Consider the following 17,975-nt stretch of genomic DNA (forward strand, 5'->3'; position numbering starts at 1 on the left):
CCCCCGCCCAACAGTTCAGAAAGGACCGGCCAGATGCGTTATGTAGTGGGGTATTCAGCCAATGCCAGAGGCCACGATGCCGTTAATCTGGCCGTAGCGCTGGCACGCGGCCGCGGTGCCAGCCTGGATCTCGTCCTGGTGGTGCCCGAAGTCCAGCAGTTCGGCGCCGCCCACGCGCCCAAGGCAGGCTTCGAGAACCTCCTGAACGAGCAGGCCCGCCAATGGCTCGACGAGGCCCTGGCCCTCGTCCCGGCGGAGGTTCCGACGCAGGCGCATATCCGCAGCGGCGACTCGGACGCCCAGGCGCTGATCGAGGCGGCCGAGGAACTCGGGGCGGACGTCCTGGTCATCGGGGCAAGCAGCACCGGCCTGTTCAGGCGGTTCACCATCGGTTCGGTGGCCAGTGCACTCCTTCACGCGTCCACCGTTCCGGTGGCCCTGGCGCCGCACGGCTACTACCGCCAGGAGGCCCTGACCCGCATCAGCTGCGGACTCGGCACCCGGGCGGGAGCGGAGAAGCTGCTCGATTTCGCCATCGGCATGGCGGCGAACCGGGCGGTCCCGTTGCGGGTGGTGTCGCTGCTTGCCCTCGACGGCGGGGACCCGGGCGCGGCCGATGCCGCCCGCGAGTACGCGGAGAAGACCGTCGCGGCCGCTGCGCCGGTCAGCCCGTCGGGCGTCCAGCTGGCAGCCACGACGGACGTCGTCGTCGCGCAGGGCCGGAGCATCGAAGAGGCGGTGGACGGTCTCGACTGGGAGGATGGCGAGGTCCTGGTCATCGGTTCGAGCCGCCTGGCCCAGGGCCGGTCCATCTTCCTCGGCAGCACGGCCAACCGGATCCTGCGCGCCCTGCCGGTGCCGATGCTCGTGGTCCCCAGCGGCTACGAACTCAAGCACCAGAATCCGTCAACATCGAATGACACGTCCGGAGAGGCACCCCAATGAGCACCGAACACGTGACGGCCACGGCCTCGCACGACACCCACGCAGGACTGAGCGCCAAGGGCCTCAAAGCCGGATCGGTCGGCCTGATCGGCGCCGTGGTCATCGGGGTGTCCTGTATTGCCCCTGCCTACACACTGACCGCGGCCCTGGGCCCCACGGTCGCCGAAGTCGGCGTCCAGCTGCCGGCCATCTTCCTGGTGGGCTTCATTCCGATGCTGCTCGTCGCGTTCGGCTACCGGGAACTGAACAACGCCATGCCCGACGCCGGAACCTCCTTTACCTGGGCATCGCGTGCCTTCGGCCCCTGGATCGGCTGGATGGGCGGCTGGGGACTGATCGCCGCGACGATCATTGTGTTGTCCAACCTGGCCGCCGTGGCGGTGGACTTCTTCTACCTCATGCTGGCTCAGCTGTTCGGCAACCCCGAGCTGGCTGACCTGACCCTGAACCTGCCGCTGAATATCGCCACCACGCTGGTGTTCATCGCGCTGGCCTGCTGGATCTCCTACCGCGGTATGGAAACCACCAAGGGTGTGCAGTATGTGCTGGTCGCGTTCCAGCTCTTCGTGCTCGGCTGGTTCGCTGTCGCCGCTTTCAGCCACGTGGCCAACGGCACCGCCTTCGATGCCACCGCGATCACCCCCGACTGGTTCAACCCGTTCGCCGTCGAATCCTTCTCGGCCTTTGCCGCCGGCGTCTCCCTCTCGATCTTCATCTACTGGGGCTGGGACGTCACCCTGACCATGAACGAGGAAACCCGGAACCCGGAGAAAACCCCGGGCCGCGCGGCCACCGTCACCGTGCTCGTCATCGTGATCATCTACATGACCGTCGCTCTGGCCACGCTGGCGTTCGCCGGCATCGGGCAGGAGGGCCTGGGAGCCGGAAACCCGGAAAACCAGGGCAGCATCTTCGCCGTCCTCGCCGGACCGGTCATGGGCCCGTTCGCCATCCTGATGTCCCTGTCCATCCTGAGCAGCTCGGCCGCGTCCTTGCAGTCGACGTTCGTCTCTCCGGCCCGGACACTGCTGGCCATGGGCCACTACAAGGCGCTGCCGACCAAGTTCGGCCGGATCAGCCCTACCTTCAAGTCCCCGAGCTACGCCACGATCGCGGCGGCCATTGCCGCGGCGGGGTTCTACGTGATCACCCGGACCACCTCCGAGAACGCCTTGTGGGACACCATCACCGCGCTCGGCATGATGATCTGTTTCTACTACGGCATCACCGCCCTGGCCTGTGTCTGGTTCTTCCGGAGCGAGGCCTTCAGCGGGGCACGGGCATTCTTCTTCAAGTTCCTCTCCCCGCTCCTGGGCGGCGTCATTCTGTTGGTGATGTTCGTCAAGACCGCCTATGACTCCCTGGACCCGGCGTACGGTTCCGGATCATCTGTCGGCGGCATTGGCCTTGTGTTCATCCTGGGCATGGGTGTGATTCTGCTGGGTGTAGTGCTCATGCTGGTCATGGCCAAGATCCGCCCGGAGTTCTTCAAGGGCAAGGTCCTGCCCACCGGGTACTAGGCCAGCGCCGTAAACGCGCCAGGACGGTCCTCCTTCCGGCAGCCACTGGAAAGTAAGCAAACTTACCAATAGGCTGGCGGGAGGGGGACCTTCCCCCGTTCGGAACCAGAACGAGGTGACAGCATGTCGGACGCAGAAAACATCAGCAAAGTTACGGACATCATCAACGATTCGCGGATCGGGATGTTCACCACCGTCAACGAAGAAGGTGCCCTCGTCAGCCGGCCGCTGGCCGTCCAGGACGTGAAGGACGACGGCGATATGTGGTTCTTCACCTCCGCCACCACCTCCCAGGTGGCCCATGTCCGGGCGCACCCGCGAGTCACGTCTCCTTCGGCAAGGGCACGGAATGGGTGTCGGTGGCCGGGACGGCGGAGGTCGTCGACGACCGCGAGAAGATCCACGAGCTCTGGAACCAGATGGTGGAGGCCTGGTTCCCGGACGGTCCGGACACCCCGGAGGTGGTCCTGCTGCACGTCGATTCCGACTCCGCCGAGTACTGGACCAGCCCGGGCGGAACCGCCGCCACGGTGCTGCAGTGGGTCAAGTCCAAGGTCACGCACAGCCGGATGAGCGTGGGGGAAAGCGGCACGGTCGAACTCTAGGCCCGTCCTGCACCGCGGCGGGTCAGCAGACCCGCCGCGGGCGTACCGGCGTCGGACTAGTCGATGATCTTGAGCCCGCTGGCCCAATTGAAGGCCTCATAGGCGGGGTTGGCCTGCAGGGCCATCACGAGGAGCTGGAATCCCTCCAGCTCGCGGGCATGCCGGAGCCCGCCCACACGCAGGGGCCGCAGTCCCGCGGCCGCCGCGAACGACGCGACCTTGTTGGCCGCCTCCTCGGAGTCCGAGGCGATGAAGACATCCAGTGGCATCCCGCCCTTTGCGCCGTCCGTCAGCGGGCCGGCGAACGTCGTGTTGAAGGCCTTGACGACTTCTGCCCCGGGCAGCAGGGCGGCGATTTCCTCGGCGGCGGAGGACCCAGGTTCCACAGTGAGGGAATCGAAGGTCTCCGCATTGGTCGGGTTGCTGATCTCCACCACGGTCTTGCCGCTTAGGGTGTCGCCGTAGTGCGTCGCCACTTCCTTGGCCGGTCCGAAGTAGAGGGCCAGCACCACGATGTCGCCCTCCGGGATATCGCCCAGTCCTCCGGACGCAGTGTCACCACCCAGCTCTGCCGCGAGTTTGGCCGCGTGTTCCGGGGACCGGCTGAGGATCTGGAGCGAACGTCCCGCGGCCACGGCGCGCGTTCCGATCGCCCGTGCCATGTTGCCGCTGCCGATGATGGTGATGTCTGCCATGGTGCTTCCTTCCGGGGATGACCGTGGATTGCGGGACGTGGAATGCGGCAGGTGGGGGTTCAGCTGTTGCGGTTCGTGCGCTCAGCCGCGCGCCGGATCCGCGGTGGGACGTCCGGCGGGTCGGGTCGTGGTGTCTTGCCCGACCCCGGCGGCCCGTTCGGCGTCGGCGAGGGCCTGCTCCAGCCGCGCAACCGCCGGGGCATAACCGGCGTCCGTCCCGCCGCGGAGCCGCTCCGCGGCTTTCATCGCCCGGATCAGGGCCGCCGTCTCGGGCTGCCGCGGATCACTCATGGCGGGATAATCGATGCCGTGCGCGGGATCCAGTTCGTAGCGCTGCCATCGGGCCACGGCGCTGCGGTGCCGGGCCGCGGCCGCCTCATTGCTGGCCGCGATGTGCCGGAAAACGCGCCGGTCCTCGCGCCGGCTGAGGACCCGGGGCGTCCAGAAGTAGGAGGCAGTTGCGGCGGCAACGGCGAGGACACCAAGCAGCAGGCCGGCCCACGGTGCGGCGAGGGCGGGGAGGATCACGGCCGGCGCCACAATGGCCAGCCCGGCGAAGAGGTCCCAGAACACGGCATCCGGCAGGCCGTCGCCGTCGGCGGCCACATGCTTGCGGATGAGATAAACGGCGGCTCCCGACGCGCACACGACGACGACGGCCAGGGCAAACAATTGCCACAGCGCATAGGGTCCGGGTTCGAACAGGGACGGCATTACAACACCTCCAGGGATCCGGCCCGGGCGGGCGCGGTTCCGCTGATTCCATTGGAATCCATTGAAGGCGGGCCGTCAATGGTCCCAGCACTGTGCGGGAGCCCGGCACCGTGAGTCCGGTTCACACCTGGTCCGTCCCGGCGTAGCCTAGGGCCCATGCGACTGAAAATGTGCAGCATCCACGTCAGGGACCCCGCTGCGGCTTACGAGTTCTACACCGGAATCCTGGGCTTCGAGAGCCTCCTGGCCATGCCGGAGCACAACCTGTTCATCGTAAAAGACCCGGCCGGGTCCGGCGGCGGATCAGTCGGCCTCCTGCTGGAGCCCAGCGACAACCCGATCGGGTCCACCTACATGAACGCACTCCACGACGCCGGGATGCCCGCGATAGTTCTGGGTGTGACCGACGTCCGGGCAGAGTACAAGCGGCTCTCGTCCAAGGGCGTGATATTCCAGGGCGAGCCCTCCGACGGTCCGGGCGGCACCACAGCGGTGTTCGACGACGGGTGCGGGAACTTCGTCCAGCTCCACCAGGACTGAGGCAGGACAGGCGGCGGCCGGGATCCTGGGCGTGCCCTGGACGGAAGCCGCTGCTATTCGGCTGCGGCGCGTGCCTTCTTGGTTTCCTTCTTCGCAGCCTCGTCCTTGACCCGCTGGGCCTCGGCGCGGACGGCAGCGTGGGTGGAGCGTTCGGCGACAAGCCATGCCGGGGGAGCCTGCAGCAGCGCGGTGATTTCCGCCGTCGTCAGCGCTTCCTCAACGCCGCCGCGGGCCAGGCCGCTGATGGAGACGTTGAGCTTCTGCGCCACCACCGGGCGGGGGTGCGGGCCGTTGCGGCGCAGTTCGGCGAGCCACTCCGGCGGGTTGGCCTGGAGCTCGGCGAAATCGGCGCGGGTGATGACCGAATCCTGGAACTCCTGAGGTGTTGCGGGCAGGTAGATGCCAAGCTTCTTGGCAACGGTGGCCGGCTTCATGGACTGGGAGTTTGCAGAGGTCATGCTTCAAGGGTATCCGGCCCGGGCCTTGGCACTACACCGCCGGGCACCGGCGCTGAGCCCGGCGCCAGCCCGGGCGGTACTGTGAACATGTGTCCGCAGCAGAAGAAACACCCCAGACCCCCGACGAAACCGCCGCCGTCCCGGCCGAAGCAGCAGCACGGGAGCTGCGGTTCGCTTATGTCGCCGGCGTGACGCCCGGCAAGTGGACCCGGCGCTGGGAAGAGCGGATGCCCGATGTTCCGCTGCACTCCTTTATGTCCAACGAGGGCGCCCAGCTCACGGTACTGCGGGACGGGTCCGCTGACCTGAGCTTCGTCAGGCTGCCGGTGGACCGGGAAGGCCTGAGCGTCATCCCCCTGTACGAGGAACAACCCGTGGTGGTGGCACCCAAAGGGCACGAGATCTCGGTGTTCGAGGAGGTGGCCTTCGCCGACCTGTCCGCGGAGACGTTCCTGGACGTCGCCGAACTCGGCGGACCGGAGATCGCCCTGCAGGTGGTGGCCTCCGGAGCCGGCCTGGTGATCCTGCCGATGTCCGTGGCACGCCATTTCAACGTCAAAGGCACCGTGGCCCGCCAGCTCACCGGCGCGCCGACGACCGAGATCGCCGTGGCATGGCCGAGCGACAGCACGGACGAGGTGATCGAGGAGTTCATTGGGATAGTCCGCGGGCGGACCGCCGCGAGCTCCCGCCAGCCCTCCGCCCAGCAGGAAAAGCCCAAGAAGGAACCGAAGCCGGACCGGCGCGGTCCCGCGGTCAAGAAGCCCAAGGTGGCGCAGCGCTACGCGCCCAACCCGGACAAAGGCCGCGGCAAGGGATCACGGAAAAAGGGCAAACGCTAGGACGCTGCCCTGCCCGGATGGCCTACTTCGCGCAGGCGTCCTGCAGGGCCTTGACGGAGTCGCCCGGAACCTGGTCGCCGGAGTCGGCGATCTGGCGCAGCGGGGTGGTGATCTCGGCGGGAACACCTGCGGTCTCGGCACCGGCGACCAGGCCGCCGAGCAGTTCCTTGTCCTGGACACTGACCAGCCCGTCCTCGACGAGTGTGCAGGCCTGCTTCTTCACTTCACTGCCGGCGGCCGTGGCAACCTGGGACGCGCCGTCGCTGACGGCCTTGTTCGCGGCGTCCTGCACCTGGCCGCAGCCCGTCAAAGCAATCATGAGGGTGGCAGCTGACAGGGCGGCGAGGCGGAGTTTCATTCATCCACCCTAACAAGCACGGCTGGTACCGGGATGCGGGAGGCTCTGACAGGGTTCAGCAGCGCAGCTCCGATTCCTCCCTAAGAGCGCTCCACTTTGGGAGTGATTTTCAGGTATTCCTTTAGTACGTAGTCGGCGATGGACATCGCGGAGGTCGCTGCCGGTGACGGCGCGTTGCGGAGTAAGGTCACTTGACCGACTTGGTCGACGGCGAAGTCGTCAAGCAGTGTGCCGTCCTTGTCCCACGCTTGGGCGCGCACGCCTGAGGCCGACTTGGAAACGAGGTCCCTTGACTGCAGCTCGGGGACGAACTTGCGGGCTTCCTGGAAGTAGAGCGGTTTGACCAGCGACGAGGAAATCTCGCGCACGCCCATAAGCCAGTGCTGCTTCGCCAAGGCTGCCGCGCCGGGCCACCGGATCGATTCAAGGGTGTCCTTTAGCGAAATCTTGCCCCAGCTGTAGCCCTCGCGGGCCAGTGCCGGCACAGCATTCGGACCTACGTGCACCTCGTCGTAGACGCCGCGGGTGAAGTGAACGCCCAGGAACGGGAAGCGTGGATCCGGCACCGGGTAGATCATGCCCTTGACGAGGTCCCGCCGGTCCGTAGCCATCATCCAGTACTCGCCGCGGAACGGCAGGATCTTCGGCGACGGTGAGGCCCCGACCATCTTGGCGACGACGTCGGACTGCAGGCCGGCACAGACGATCAACCGGTCAAAGGAGTGGGCACCGGCAGTGGTGGAGACATTAACAGTCCCGCCGGCGATGTTCACGGCGGTGACCTCTTGTCCCAGCATGATCTTGCCGCCAGCGCGGCGGACGTCCTCGGCCAGGGCCTCGGTGATTGCCGCGTAGTCGACGACCGCGGTCTCAGGTGAATGCACTGCAGCGACACCGGCGACGTGGGGTTCTATTTCGCGCATTTCCTGGGCGTTCAGCCGTTTCAAGCCAGGGACCTGGTTCTCCCGGGCGCGTCGCTCGATATCGTCGAGCTTTGGCAGGTCCGCGTTGGTCACTGCGACGACGAGCTTGCCTAGCTCACGGTAGGGCAGGTTGCGTTCCTGGCAGAACTCACGGGTCAGCTGTCGTCCGCGGGCGCAGAGCGTCGCCTTGAGTGAGCCGGGCTGGTAGTAAAGGCCTGCGTGCACCACCCCTGAATTGTGTCCGGTCTGATGTTGCGCGACTCTTGATTCCTTCTCGAGGACCGTCACGTCGAAGTCTCCGGTTCTCATCAAGGCTCGCGCGATCGCGATTCCCACGATACCGCCGCCTACGATGCCGATGCGTTCAGCCATTTCTTATCGCCTTCCTTCTGTCGGGGCGCCATCGATAGGCAGTGTAACGCCCCGCCCGGCCCCCTGTGCTTTGGTGTAGAGAATCTGTGCCAGCGCCGTGTCCCAGGTGCCCAGCCCGTGGGTGGTCAACAGCTCGAGTGCATCCTGCTCAGTCGGAAAGATCATGGGTTCCTTTCAGTCCTGCCCGGCCGGAACGCCGGTGGGCAACACGACGGCCTTGATGAGCTCTGCGCGCTCTGTGCGGTTCATCGCTTCCACGCCTTCGTCCAGCGAAACAGCGAAACCATTCGTTCGAGCGTTCCGCGAAATTCGGAGACCATGGCGGCCCCGCCCGAATAGTCTTCACGGGTGTAACCATAAGAGCCGTGGATTGACAGTCCCTTGCGCACGACCTGGTTCAGGTCAACCTCAGGTAGCCGTCCATACATCGCCGGCATGACGATGCGCCCCTGCATCCGGGTCGCCGTGATCGCGCTTGCGAGGGCAGGTCCGGCGCCGGACGCTTCGACCCAGTGGTGTGCGGGTTCACGGGGTCCTACCGGGTTTCCGAGGCGCATGCCCAGGTTTCGGGCGAACTCGAGCCGGGCTTCGCCCTCTGTCTCCGGCCCGTACATCACGACGTCGGCGCCGCGCCGTATGCACTCAAGCCCGCCGGCCCACCGCCATGGAGCGGACCAGGACTTGCCCGGCCCCGGGGACCGGGACCGGCAGCTGCCCCACACCGAAGTCGCGCGGCACCTGACTGCGCTTGCGCAGTGCGGCCATCGTGCTGGCGCTAGTGGCCAAGGTAGGACTCCCGGACGACATCGCTCTCGCGCAGCTCGGCTGCCGAGCCCGAAACGCGGGTGATGCCGCCGTCGATGATGGTCCCGAAGTCTGCGACCTCCAGGGCATTCTTGACGTGCTGCTCCACCAGAAGGTGCCAGTCCCAGGGACATCTCGTCGATCATGAGCACCTTGGGGTTGGCCATGAGCCCGCGACCCACGGCGCACATTTGCTGCTCGCCGCCGGACATCAGCCCGGCGCCAGCTTCGGGAAGTGGTCGTAGATGTCGTTGAGCCGTTCGGTCGTCTTTCGGTCCTTGCGCTGGGTGTATCCACCCAGGATCAGGTTGTCTTCAACTGTCATGGTGTTGAAGAGTCGGCGGCCTTCCGGAACGTGCACGATGCCCATGGCCACGCGTTCCTGCGGAGACGATTTGGTGATGTCCCGTCCCTCGAATGTGATCGTTCCGGTCGCTGCAGGGATGAGGCCGCTGATGACCCGCAAGGTCGTCGACTTGCCTGCAGCGTTGGGGCCGAGGAAGGCGGTGACGCCGTGGGCCGGAAGGTTCAGGCTGACGTCTTCGAGGGCCTGCGCGTCGCCGTAGTAGGCGGAGATGTTCTTTACCTCAAGCAAGTTGTGTCGGCCGGAAACCTGCATGAAACGTTCTCCGTCTACTCTGGCAACACCGCGGCGCCGCCAGGCCCGTGACCGCCGGCCGTGAAGGGACTCCGTAATGCATCTTCTGCCCCGTGAGCAGGAAAAGCTCATGATCGTGGTCGCGGCCGATCTCGCCCGCCGCCGCCAGTCTCGGGGGCTGAAGCTGAACTTCCCGGAGGCGGTGGCCATCATCAGCTACGAGCTGATCGAGGGCGCCCGGGACGGCAGGACGGTGGCGGAGCTGATGAGCTATGGCACCACCGTGCTCCGCCGCGGGGACGTCATGGAGGGCGTGCCCGAGATGATCCACGACGTCCAGATCGAAGCCACGTTTCCGGACGGCACCAAGCTCGTCACCGTCCATGATCCCATCCGTTAGGGGAGCCAAGATGATTCCCGGAGAATACGTCCTCAGCCCGGAGCCCGTGCTGGTCAACGCCGGCCGGGAGGCGATCGACGTCGTCGTGACCAACACTGGCGACCGCCCCGTACAGGTGGGCTCGCATTTCCACTTTGCCGAAGCGAACGCCGCCCTGACGTTCAACCGGAGGGCCGCCTACGGCCGCCGCCTGGACATCCCGGCGGGCACGGCGGCCCGCTTCGAGCCGGGGGACAGCAAGACCGTCCGGCTGATCGAACTCGCCGGCCGGCGCGAGGTTTACGGCCTCAGCAACGCGGTCAACGGCCGCCTTACACCGGCTGAAGGAGTACGCAAATGAGCTTCGAAATATCCCGCAGGCAATACGCGGATCTGTACGGACCCACGACCGGGGACTCCATCCGCCTCGCCGACACCGACCTTTTCCTCGAGATCGAGAAAGACCTCACCGCGTACGGCGAGGAAGTGGTCTTCGGCGGCGGAAAGGTGATCCGCGACGGCATGGGCCAGAACGGCCAGCTGACCAGGGACGGGGACGTCCAGGTGGGAGCCGTCCCGGACACCGTCATCACCAACGTGGTCATCCTGGACTACACCGGGATCTACAAGGCCGACGTCGCGCTCCGGGACGGCCACATCCTCCGGATCGGCAAGGCCGGCAACCCGCAGATCACCGACGGCGTGGACATCGTGATCGGTGCCAGCACCGAAATCATTGCCGGTGAGCGGAAGATCCTGACCGCCGGCGGCGTGGACTCGCACATCCATTTCATCTCCCCGGACCAGGTCCCCGCCGCCCTGTGCAGTGGCGTGACCACCATGATCGGCGGCGGCACCGGCCCCGCCGAGGGCACCAAGGCCACCACTGTCACCCCCGGAAAATGGCACATCCAGCGGATGCTGCAGGCGGCCGAAGGGCTCCCGATCAACATCGGCCTGTTCGGCAAGGGGCACGCGTCCGCCGTCGAGCCCCTGGCCGAGCAGATCCGCGCCGGCGCGATCGGGCTGAAAGTCCATGAGGACTGGGGATCCACCACGTCCTCGATCGACACCTCGCTGAAGGTCGCGGACAGTTTCGACGTCCAGGTGGCCATCCACACCGACACCCTGAACGAGTGCGGCTTTGTGGAGGACACCATCCGGGCCATCGACGGGCGCGTGATCCACACGTTCCACACCGAGGGCGCCGGCGGCGGGCACGCCCCGGACATCATCAAGATTGCCGGGCTGCCCAACGTCCTGCCGGCCTCCACCAACCCCACCCTGCCGTACACCCGCAACACGATCGAAGAGCACCTGGACATGCTCATGGTCTGCCACCACCTGAACCCGGATATTCCGGAGGACGTGGCGTTCGCGGACTCGCGCATCCGCGCCGAGACCATCGCCGCGGAGGACGTGCTCCAGGACCTGGGGATTTTCGCAATCACGTCCTCGGACTCCCAGGCCATGGGCCGGGTGGGCGAGGTGGTGATCCGCACCTGGCAGGTGGCGGACAAGATGAAGAAGCAGCGCGGGGTGCTCAAGGACCCGGACGGTGGTGTGCACGGCGCCGCGTCCGGCCGGGGCGCAGAGAGCGACAACTTCCGCCTGAAACGCTACGTGGCGAAATACACCATCAACCCGGCGATCGCGCAGGGCATGGCGGACTCCATCGGCTCGGTGGAGGCCGGGAAGTTCGCGGACCTGGTGCTCTGGGACCCGGCATTCTTCGGGGTCAAGCCGGAACTGGTGCTCAAGGGCGGGCAGATCGCCTACGCGCTCATGGGGGACGCCAACGCCTCCATCCCCACCCCGCAGCCGCGGACCATGCGGCCCATGTTCGCCGCCTACGGCAAGGCCCTGCAGCAGTCCTCCATTACCTTCCTCTCCCGGGCCGCCATCGACGCCGGGGTCCCGGCGGAGCTGGGCCTGGAGAAGGTCATCCGGCCCGTGTCCGGCATCCGCAGCCTCACGAAAGCGGACCTCAAGTACAACGGCGCCACCCCGGAGATCGAGGTGGACCCGGAAACGTACAAGGTGACGGTCGACGGCGAGGACATCACCTGCGAGCCGTCCGACGTGCTGCCCATGGCGCAGCGCTACTTCCTTTTCTAGGCGACCAGAGGAGACAGGAATGATTATTGAAAAGGTCCTCGGCAACACGCACGACCTTCCTCCGGGTCCGGACCCGTATGCCGGGCTGCACCGGGAAAAGGTGGTGCTCCCCAGCGCCCAGCTGGTCAAACGTCTCCAGCGTGTCACTACCGACCACGGCAAGGAACTCGGCATCCGCCTCCCCTCCGGTTCCGGGGACCTGCGCGACGGCGACATCCTGCACGTCGCGGAGACCAACATGATCGTGGTGTCGGTGCTGCCCACCGATGTCCTCGTCATCGCGCCGCGCTCCATCCATGAGATGGGGGTGGTGGCGCACTCGCTCGGCAACCGGCACCTGCAGGCCCAGTTCTTCGACGCATCCTCGGAGTACCGGGCCGAGGTCATGGTCTGCCAGTACGACCACACTGTGGAGGACTACCTCAAACACGTCGGAGCGCCCTACGACCGCCAGGAGCGCGTGATGCCCGTCCCCTTCCGCCATGCCGAACACTCCCACTAGCCCGGCGTCCTACCAGCTGGCCCTGCAGCAGCTGTGTGATTCGGCGCTGCCCACCGGGGCGTTCGCTCACTCACTGGGGTTTGAGAGCTACATCGACCGCGGGCTGGTGCACGACGAGCAATCCTTCGGCGTGTGGCTGTCCGCCTTTGTGGGGCAGCAGCTGAGCTACTCGGACGCCCTGGCCATCCGTTTCCTCTATGAGGGCGCCCCGCTGTCCGAGCTGGATTCGCTGCTGACGGCCCAGCTGCTGCCCCGGCAGCTGCGCGAGGCCAGCATCAAAATGGGCACCCGGCTCCTCGAGATCGGTGCGGAGATCTTTCCGTCACCTGAGCTGGCGGAGTACCGGGAGCTGGTGGGTTCCGGCCGCGCCGCCGGCCACCAGCCGCTGGCGTTCGCCGTCGTGGCGCGTTCCCTCGGTGTTCCGCTGCCCGAGGCCCTGGCCGCCTACCTGTTCGCCGCGGTCACGTCGCTGACGCAGAACGCCGTCCGGGCCATCCCGCTGGGACAGAACGCCGGCCAGCGGCTGCTGCGGAAGGCGGCCGGCGACGTCGCTGCCGCGGTGGGGCGCGCCGGCAGCCTGGACCGGTCCGACTTCGGCGCGGTCAGCCCCGGCCTGGAAATTTCGCAGATGCGGCACGAGCGCCAGCGTGCCCGCATGTTCATGAGCTAGCCACACAAGAAATATGTCTGGAGAAGAATATGTCTGAGCCCATCAAAATCGGCATCGGCGGCCCGGTGGGCGCCGGCAAGACCCAGCTCGTCGAGCGCCTCACCCGCCACATGAGCCGGGAGATCTCCATGGCTGCGATCACGAACGACATCTACACGATCGAGGACGCCAAGATCCTTGCGGCCAACGGCATCCTCCCGATCGACCGGATCATCGGTGTGGAAACCGGCGGGTGCCCGCACACAGCCATCCGCGAGGACACCTCCATGAACACGGCCGCCATCGAGGAACTCAAGAGGCGGCACCCGGACCTGCAGGTGATTTTTGTGGAATCCGGCGGGGACAATCTTTCCGCGACGTTCAGCCCCGAACTGGTGGACTTCTCCATCTACATCATCGACGTGGCCCAAGGCGAGAAGATCCCGCGTAAAGCCGGCCAGGGCATGATCAAGTCCGACCTCTTCATCATCAACAAGACCGACCTCGCACCCCACGTCGGCGCGGACTTGTCCGTGATGGAACGGGACTCGCGTGAATTCCGGGGCGTGAAGCCGTTCTGCTTCACCAACCTCAAAACCGACGAAGGACTGGACCGCGTCATCGAATGGGTGCGGCGCGATGTCCTGATGCTCGACCTGGCGTCATGAGCACGACGGCGGTTTCCCCTACTGCTGTTGTCGCGCCAATGGGGGAGCTTGCTTTGCGCATCGGCGTGCGGGGTGGACGGTCGGTGGCCTCGCATCAGTTTCATCAAGGCGCCTTGAGAATACTGCGGCCGCATTACTTGGATGACTCCGGGCAGGTTTGTTATGTCGTGGTCAATCCTGGCGGGGCGTATTTGGGGGCTGACCTCTTTGTCATTGACGTGGAGGTGGAAGAGGGGGCGAAGCTGCTGCTCACCACCCAGTCCGCCACCAAGATCTACCGGACGCCGGGCTCCTTTGCGGAGCAGCGGCTGCGGCTGCGGCTGGGGGAGGGATCGCAGCTGGAGCTGGCCCCGGACCAGCTGATCGCCTACCGGGAGGCCAGCTACCGGCAGAACACGCACATCAGCCTTCACCCGACGTCGAGCCTGGTCATGTCCGAGGTCATCACCCCCGGCTGGTCTCCGGACGGTGCCTCGTTCCGTTACGAGGAGTTGCGGCTCCGGACCGAAATCCTGGTCGAATCCTCAGGAAGGAGCGGTCTGCTGGCCCTCGACAACCTGCTGATCCGGCCGCCGACGTATGACGTGACAGGGCTGGGATTCATGGAGGGATTCAGCCATGTGGGATCCCTGATCGTGGTTGACCGGCGGGTCGACCAGGCCCTCGCGGACGAACTCCACGTGCTGACCGATGGGCATGATGCCTATACCGGCGTCTCCTTGACTGCCACGGTTGACGGCATCAGCGGCCTGGTGCTCCGGTCCCTCTCGAACAGCACCGAAGACCTCAACCGGCTGCTGGGCGCCTGCAGCGCCCTTCTCCGGCAGCGATGGCACGGCACGGCGCCCCTGGACCTCAGGAAATACTGATGACCACGTTGACCGGATTCGCCGCTCTGTACCGCGGGCGCGAGCAACTCCCGTTGCGGACCCGGCTGCTTGCCACCTTCGGCGCCGTAGTCGCCCTGCACGCGGCCGCCGTCGTGCTTCTCTTGGCCGGTCTGGTGACGGCCGGTGAACCGCTGGCGCTGGGCCTGGTGCTGACTGCCTATCTGGCGGGCATCAAACACAGCTACGACTGGGACCACCTCGCCGCCATTGACAATTCGACGCGCAAGTTCGTGGCCCAGCACCAGGACCCGGTGAGCGTCGGCTTCGCCTTCAGCCTCGGCCACAGCTCGGTGGTGATCCTGGCCGGGACCCTCGTGGTGGGCGGCGCCGCGATGGTGGGCCAGTTTATGGAGGACGGCACTACCGGAAACCTCGTGCTGGGGCTGATCGGCAGCGGCGTCTCGGGGATCTTCCTGCTGGCCATGGGGCTGTTCAACGGATCCGCCTTCATCCGGGCCACGCAGGCCTACCGGAGAGTGCAGGGCGGAAGCGCAGTGCGGGCGGAGGATCTTGAGGCCATGGGATTCGTGGCCCGGCTGCTGGCGAAACCCCTGTCCCGCGTGCAGCGGCCGCGGAACATCTACGTCATTGGCTTCCTTTTCGGGCTGGGTTTCGACACAGCCACCACGATCGGCCTGCTGGTGATGGCGACGGCCGCGTCCCTGGCCGGGGTCTCCCCGCTGGCCCTCCTGGCGCTTCCGCTGGCATTCACGGCGGCGATGACGCTGTGCGACACCGCCAACGGGGTAGCCATGATGCGCATGTACAGCTCCGCCATCCACAATCCGCAGCGGAAGCTGGGCTTCAACGCGCTGATCACCGGCGTCTCCGCCGTGTCGGCCCTGGCCATTTCATTCATCACCCTGGGCGGGTTCTTCAACAGCGCCTTCGGGCTCGAGGATCCTGTGACCACCTGGCTCGGACAGATCGATCTGGGCGAGGCGGGGCTGCTGCTGGTGGCCTGCCTGTTGACCATTTGGGGAGTGGCCTCCGTGCACGGGCGTCTTTCCGCGGCACGCCGGGCGGACTGGCCGGCGGGCGGCGCAGTTGTGCCTGTCCGGCGGGCGGGACATGGTGTCCCGCCCGCCGGACGTTGTCTTAGCCGAAGCTGGCGACGTAGCTGGGCACCCCGACGGCGTCCGTCGAGACCGGCGCGCCGGTGTCGTTGATGACATGGTCCAGGGTCCCGGCGCCGAGGTTGACGGTCAGCAGGCCGTGGAGCTTCACTCCGGGCGTGACCGGGACTTCGAAGCCCCGGGTGGCGTGGATGGTGGGGTCGACGTTGTTGTAGACGTAGCTTCCCCCGCCCCAGAGTTCGTGGTTTTTGACCGAATCGGCGATCTTGTAGCCCGCCCAGCCCAGGACTCCGTCATGCTGCCAGGCGGCCTGGTTGGGGGCGTCGTAGGGCAGTTCGTTCTGGAAGAAGACGGTCTTGCCGTGCTCGCCGTTCCAGATGACGTTGTACTGCTGGTAGTGCTCCACGAACAAGCCGGTGGCCGTGACATGGTCGCCGTTGATGATGACGCCGTTGTCCCCCGTGTTGGTGGTCCAGCCGACGCCGTTGCCGTGGTCTGCGCGCCAGGCCCAGATGTGGTCCAGGAGCACGTTGTCGCTGTTGACTTCCAGGCTGAGCGAGGCCTTGCCCACGTGCGGGCCGCCGATACGGAAGAACACGTCGTGGAGCGTGGTGGGATTGGCCGGATCGCTGCGATTCAGTGAATTCGAGGATCCGCCGGCCTCTGGATTCTTGGCCTTGCCGATGCGCATCAGCGCGGGCGAGTTCACCTCGCCGGCATCCACTGTGACGGCGGCGATGTCGACGCCGGGGACATCCGCGACGGTCAGCGGTACGGCGCCGTTGACGGCGGTGAGGGTTGCCATCCCGAGCCCCAGGACGACGGTGTTGGCACGCTTGACCTCGATGCTTTGGTCGATGTCGTAGACCCCCGGGGTCAGCAGCAGGTTCTTGCCGCGGGCCAACTGGGAGTTGATGGTCTTCACCGAATCGGCGGGGCTTGCCACGTAGAAGTCGGACAGCGGGATGCTGCGGCCGGCCGTCGGACCGTTTTCCCAAGTGGTTCCGGCGGAGTCCTTACGGACCGCAGGAACGAAGACGCCGTACTGGCCTGCGTCGTCGAAGGTGAGGTACGGCTTCTCCCGGCTGACCGGGGTACTCGCCAGGTTTGTGTACGGCGGATTCGGGAAGGACTGCGCCGGGGCCCCCTCCACTCCGGAAAAGACCTGGTTCCAGACCCCGTTGGACCAATCGCCGATGCTGCTGTCGCGCACGAAGTACTGCTGCTGTGAGCCGTTGATGACGGGGCCGGTCTTCGAATCGGAAATGAAGCCGCCGCTGGCGAACTGCGGCCCGCCGGTGCAGTAGTCCATCAGGGAGAGGTTGCCGCCGGTGACGTTGACCCGCCGCATGGGGGAGGCCTGCGAGGCAGCCCAGAAGTTGGCCGATCCGCGGCAGCCGTCGAGGCCGGTGACGTTGATGGTGAGGTTGGACAACGAGCGCCAGAAGTTGTTCAGCGCGATGCAGTTGTCCGCGGTCAGGCACCGGTTGTAGACGTCGACGTGCCCGTTGATGGTGACGTCCGTGGGTGAGGCGCCCAGGCCCGCGACCTCCGTGGAGTAACCAACCTGGACGATGAGAGGCTCCTCGGCGCTGCCGTAGATGCCGGGCTTGAAGAGCAGGGAGTACCGGTTGGTGCCCATTTCGTCGTCGACCTGGGTGGCCGCAATGGCGTCGACTTCTGCCTGGATCTCAGCCACTGGCATGCTGGGGTCGAAGATCCGGACGTTGGGACCGAAAGCAGGCGCCGCGGCGGGCTGCGGCTGGGCCGGGGTCGGTTTTCCTGGTACGGCGACGTCGGCAGCGGAGGCGGCACCGGCGCCGGTGGACAGCACGCCCAGCAACACGGCGACGGTACCGGCGAAAAGCCGGCTGTGGAGGCGCAAAGGCCTCCGGAGTCGGGGCTGCAAGGCCTCGGATCGTGGGCGGATGTGGGCTAGCGGCATTGCTGGTCCTGCTCTCTGTGGGGGCGCGGGCTCCACACGGGCTGCGTGACGGGCTGCTGTGTAATCGGGCCCAGCGGCACGGGGAAGCGCGGGACCGCGTCGGCGGCGCTGGGGGTGCCGGTGGATGAAGACGCGGGTCGGATGATCGGACTGCCAAACAAGGAGAGCCCCATCCCGGTCACCCCAAGAGGTGTGGGAGCGCTCTCGTCGGGGAAGCGTAACACCGCATCCGACGTCGGGCAAGAGCTCGAAACGTCCCGCTATGCCAGCCTTGACAATCGGAAGTGATGTACGACACCATGCTTGTGAGAGCGCTCCCACGAACAGCCTGGGAGCGCTCCCATGAAACGGCCCGGGGCTGCCAGCCCTGCACC

The 17,975-nt window shown here is 66.4% G+C and carries 22 protein-coding genes and 1 pseudogene; 13 read left to right on the forward strand and 10 right to left on the reverse strand.

Annotated elements, in window-relative coordinates; genetic code table 11:
* Positions 1-33: 33 nt before the first annotated feature.
* From ABIB29_RS07605 to ABIB29_RS07615, 3 genes and pseudogenes are all read left to right on the forward strand, one after another.
* On the forward strand, positions 34-945 hold the full coding sequence (locus ABIB29_RS07605; protein WP_354171507.1) for a universal stress protein: 912 nt from the start codon (positions 34-36) through the stop codon (positions 943-945).
* Entirely contained in the window at positions 942-2,465 is a 1,524-nt protein-coding gene (locus tag ABIB29_RS07610) for an APC family permease (protein WP_354171508.1), read from the forward strand. The genes ABIB29_RS07605 and ABIB29_RS07610 overlap by 4 nt, the downstream gene beginning before the upstream one ends.
* A gap of 123 nt (positions 2,466-2,588) precedes the next feature.
* Positions 2,589-3,070 (forward strand): annotated as a pseudogene (locus ABIB29_RS07615) (pyridoxamine 5'-phosphate oxidase family protein).
* A 56-nt stretch (positions 3,071-3,126) separates the two neighbouring features.
* On the opposite strand, the gene ABIB29_RS07620 reads toward ABIB29_RS07615, so the two are convergent.
* Positions 3,127-3,765 (reverse strand): NADPH-dependent F420 reductase, encoded by a 639-nt coding sequence (locus ABIB29_RS07620; RefSeq protein WP_354171510.1) that lies wholly within the window; start codon positions 3,763-3,765, stop codon positions 3,127-3,129.
* An 81-nt stretch (positions 3,766-3,846) separates the two neighbouring features.
* Positions 3,847-4,479 (reverse strand): hypothetical protein, encoded by a 633-nt coding sequence (locus ABIB29_RS07625; RefSeq protein ID WP_354171511.1) that lies wholly within the window; start codon positions 4,477-4,479, stop codon positions 3,847-3,849.
* Positions 4,480-4,635: 156 nt separating this feature from the next.
* Here ABIB29_RS07625 and ABIB29_RS07630 point away from each other — a divergent pair, with 156 nt between their 5' ends.
* The gene (locus tag ABIB29_RS07630; protein ID WP_354171512.1) at positions 4,636-5,019 is read left to right on the forward strand and encodes a VOC family protein; all 384 of its coding nucleotides are present in this window, start codon (positions 4,636-4,638) and stop codon (positions 5,017-5,019) included.
* Between the two features lie 53 nt (positions 5,020-5,072).
* Here ABIB29_RS07630 and ABIB29_RS07635 read toward each other — a convergent pair whose 3' ends face one another.
* On the reverse strand, positions 5,073-5,477 hold the full coding sequence (locus tag ABIB29_RS07635) for a DUF5997 family protein (protein ID WP_354171513.1): 405 nt from the start codon (positions 5,475-5,477) through the stop codon (positions 5,073-5,075).
* An 89-nt stretch (positions 5,478-5,566) separates the two neighbouring features.
* Between ABIB29_RS07635 and ABIB29_RS07640 the strand changes: the two genes are divergently transcribed.
* Complete coding sequence (locus tag ABIB29_RS07640; RefSeq protein WP_354171515.1) at positions 5,567-6,319, forward strand: LysR family substrate-binding domain-containing protein; 753 nt, start codon at positions 5,567-5,569, stop codon at positions 6,317-6,319.
* 22 nt (positions 6,320-6,341) lie between these two features.
* Here ABIB29_RS07640 and ABIB29_RS07645 read toward each other — a convergent pair whose 3' ends face one another.
* From ABIB29_RS07645 to ABIB29_RS07670, 6 genes are all read right to left on the reverse strand, one after another.
* Positions 6,342-6,677, reverse strand: a complete 336-nt coding sequence (locus tag ABIB29_RS07645; protein WP_354171516.1) for a hypothetical protein — start codon at positions 6,675-6,677, stop codon at positions 6,342-6,344.
* Positions 6,678-6,757: 80 nt separating this feature from the next.
* Entirely contained in the window at positions 6,758-7,972 is a 1,215-nt protein-coding gene (gene lhgD / locus ABIB29_RS07650; RefSeq protein WP_354171518.1) for an L-2-hydroxyglutarate dehydrogenase, read from the reverse strand.
* 245 nt (positions 7,973-8,217) lie between these two features.
* A complete protein-coding gene (locus tag ABIB29_RS07655; RefSeq protein WP_354171519.1) occupies positions 8,218-8,427 on the reverse strand; it encodes a hypothetical protein in 210 nt (69 codons plus the stop codon).
* Between the two features lie 187 nt (positions 8,428-8,614).
* Positions 8,615-8,758, reverse strand: a complete 144-nt coding sequence (locus ABIB29_RS07660) for a hypothetical protein (protein ID WP_354171520.1) — start codon at positions 8,756-8,758, stop codon at positions 8,615-8,617.
* On the reverse strand, positions 8,748-8,885 hold the full coding sequence (locus ABIB29_RS07665; protein ID WP_354171521.1) for a hypothetical protein: 138 nt from the start codon (positions 8,883-8,885) through the stop codon (positions 8,748-8,750). The genes ABIB29_RS07660 and ABIB29_RS07665 overlap by 11 nt, the downstream gene beginning before the upstream one ends.
* A 102-nt stretch (positions 8,886-8,987) precedes the next feature.
* On the reverse strand, positions 8,988-9,395 hold the full coding sequence (locus ABIB29_RS07670) for an ATP-binding cassette domain-containing protein (RefSeq protein ID WP_354171522.1): 408 nt from the start codon (positions 9,393-9,395) through the stop codon (positions 8,988-8,990).
* Between the two features lie 76 nt (positions 9,396-9,471).
* Here ABIB29_RS07670 and ABIB29_RS07675 point away from each other — a divergent pair, with 76 nt between their 5' ends.
* Genes ABIB29_RS07675 through ABIB29_RS07710 form a run of 8 tightly spaced genes read left to right on the forward strand, consistent with a single transcriptional unit; the run spans position 9,472 to position 15,749 of the window.
* Positions 9,472-9,774 (forward strand): urease subunit gamma, encoded by a 303-nt coding sequence (locus ABIB29_RS07675; RefSeq protein ID WP_354171523.1) that lies wholly within the window; start codon positions 9,472-9,474, stop codon positions 9,772-9,774.
* Between the two features lie 10 nt (positions 9,775-9,784).
* A complete protein-coding gene (locus ABIB29_RS07680) occupies positions 9,785-10,114 on the forward strand; it encodes an urease subunit beta (protein ID WP_354171524.1) in 330 nt (109 codons plus the stop codon).
* Positions 10,111-11,871 carry an urease subunit alpha gene (gene ureC / locus ABIB29_RS07685; protein WP_354171526.1) on the forward strand — a complete coding sequence of 587 codons (1,761 nt, stop codon included), beginning with the start codon at positions 10,111-10,113 and terminating at the stop codon, positions 11,869-11,871. Before ABIB29_RS07680 ends, ureC begins: the two co-directional genes overlap by 4 nt.
* A gap of 19 nt (positions 11,872-11,890) precedes the next feature.
* A complete protein-coding gene (ureE, locus tag ABIB29_RS07690; RefSeq protein WP_354171528.1) occupies positions 11,891-12,373 on the forward strand; it encodes an urease accessory protein UreE in 483 nt (160 codons plus the stop codon).
* Positions 12,354-13,043, forward strand: coding sequence for an urease accessory protein UreF (locus ABIB29_RS07695; RefSeq protein ID WP_354171529.1), 690 nt, complete (start codon positions 12,354-12,356; stop codon positions 13,041-13,043). The genes ureE and ABIB29_RS07695 overlap by 20 nt, the downstream gene beginning before the upstream one ends.
* Before the next feature lie 29 nt (positions 13,044-13,072).
* On the forward strand, positions 13,073-13,690 hold the full coding sequence (gene ureG, locus ABIB29_RS07700) for an urease accessory protein UreG (protein ID WP_354171530.1): 618 nt from the start codon (positions 13,073-13,075) through the stop codon (positions 13,688-13,690).
* Positions 13,687-14,559, forward strand: coding sequence for an urease accessory protein UreD (locus tag ABIB29_RS07705; RefSeq protein WP_502915574.1), 873 nt, complete (start codon positions 13,687-13,689; stop codon positions 14,557-14,559). Before ureG ends, ABIB29_RS07705 begins: the two co-directional genes overlap by 4 nt.
* Positions 14,559-15,749: a HoxN/HupN/NixA family nickel/cobalt transporter gene (locus ABIB29_RS07710; protein ID WP_354171533.1), complete on the forward strand. Its 1,191-nt coding sequence runs from the start codon at positions 14,559-14,561 to the stop codon at positions 15,747-15,749. The genes ABIB29_RS07705 and ABIB29_RS07710 overlap by 1 nt, the downstream gene beginning before the upstream one ends.
* On the opposite strand, the gene ABIB29_RS07715 is transcribed toward ABIB29_RS07710, so the two are convergent.
* Positions 15,679-17,601, reverse strand: a complete 1,923-nt coding sequence (locus ABIB29_RS07715; protein ID WP_354171535.1) for a pectate lyase-like domain-containing protein — start codon at positions 17,599-17,601, stop codon at positions 15,679-15,681. The genes ABIB29_RS07710 and ABIB29_RS07715 overlap by 71 nt on opposite strands.
* Between the last annotated feature and the right edge of the window lie 374 nt (positions 17,602-17,975).

The organism is Arthrobacter sp. UYEF36 (assembly GCF_040547025.1).
Lineage (GTDB): Bacteria > Actinomycetota > Actinomycetes > Actinomycetales > Micrococcaceae > Arthrobacter.

Bases quoted from the DNA above. Each gene is read 5' to 3' on its own strand.
- ABIB29_RS07705 (WP_502915574.1), top strand. From the start codon at position 13,687: ATGAGCACGACGGCGGTTTCCCCTACTGCTGTTGTCGCGCCAATGGGG.
- ABIB29_RS07670 (WP_354171522.1), bottom strand. From the start codon at position 9,395: ATGCAGGTTTCCGGCCGACACAACTTGCTTGAGGTAAAGAACATCTCC.
- lhgD (WP_354171518.1), bottom strand. From the start codon at position 7,972: ATGGCTGAACGCATCGGCATCGTAGGCGGCGGTATCGTGGGAATCGCG.
- ABIB29_RS07695 (WP_354171529.1), top strand. From the start codon at position 12,354: ATGCCGAACACTCCCACTAGCCCGGCGTCCTACCAGCTGGCCCTGCAG.
- ABIB29_RS07610 (WP_354171508.1), top strand. From the start codon at position 942: ATGAGCACCGAACACGTGACGGCCACGGCCTCGCACGACACCCACGCA.
- ABIB29_RS07620 (WP_354171510.1), bottom strand. From the start codon at position 3,765: ATGGCAGACATCACCATCATCGGCAGCGGCAACATGGCACGGGCGATC.
- ABIB29_RS07675 (WP_354171523.1), top strand. From the start codon at position 9,472: ATGCATCTTCTGCCCCGTGAGCAGGAAAAGCTCATGATCGTGGTCGCG.
- ABIB29_RS07715 (WP_354171535.1), bottom strand. From the start codon at position 17,601: ATGCCGCTAGCCCACATCCGCCCACGATCCGAGGCCTTGCAGCCCCGA.
- ureC (WP_354171526.1), top strand. From the start codon at position 10,111: ATGAGCTTCGAAATATCCCGCAGGCAATACGCGGATCTGTACGGACCC.
- ABIB29_RS07680 (WP_354171524.1), top strand. From the start codon at position 9,785: ATGATTCCCGGAGAATACGTCCTCAGCCCGGAGCCCGTGCTGGTCAAC.
- ABIB29_RS07625 (WP_354171511.1), bottom strand. From the start codon at position 4,479: ATGCCGTCCCTGTTCGAACCCGGACCCTATGCGCTGTGGCAATTGTTT.
- ureG (WP_354171530.1), top strand. From the start codon at position 13,073: ATGTCTGAGCCCATCAAAATCGGCATCGGCGGCCCGGTGGGCGCCGGC.
- ABIB29_RS07635 (WP_354171513.1), bottom strand. From the start codon at position 5,477: ATGACCTCTGCAAACTCCCAGTCCATGAAGCCGGCCACCGTTGCCAAG.
- ABIB29_RS07630 (WP_354171512.1), top strand. From the start codon at position 4,636: ATGCGACTGAAAATGTGCAGCATCCACGTCAGGGACCCCGCTGCGGCT.
- ABIB29_RS07710 (WP_354171533.1), top strand. From the start codon at position 14,559: ATGACCACGTTGACCGGATTCGCCGCTCTGTACCGCGGGCGCGAGCAA.
- ABIB29_RS07605 (WP_354171507.1), top strand. From the start codon at position 34: ATGCGTTATGTAGTGGGGTATTCAGCCAATGCCAGAGGCCACGATGCC.
- ABIB29_RS07655 (WP_354171519.1), bottom strand. From the start codon at position 8,427: ATGCAGGGGCGCATCGTCATGCCGGCGATGTATGGACGGCTACCTGAG.
- ureE (WP_354171528.1), top strand. From the start codon at position 11,891: ATGATTATTGAAAAGGTCCTCGGCAACACGCACGACCTTCCTCCGGGT.
- ABIB29_RS07645 (WP_354171516.1), bottom strand. From the start codon at position 6,677: ATGAAACTCCGCCTCGCCGCCCTGTCAGCTGCCACCCTCATGATTGCT.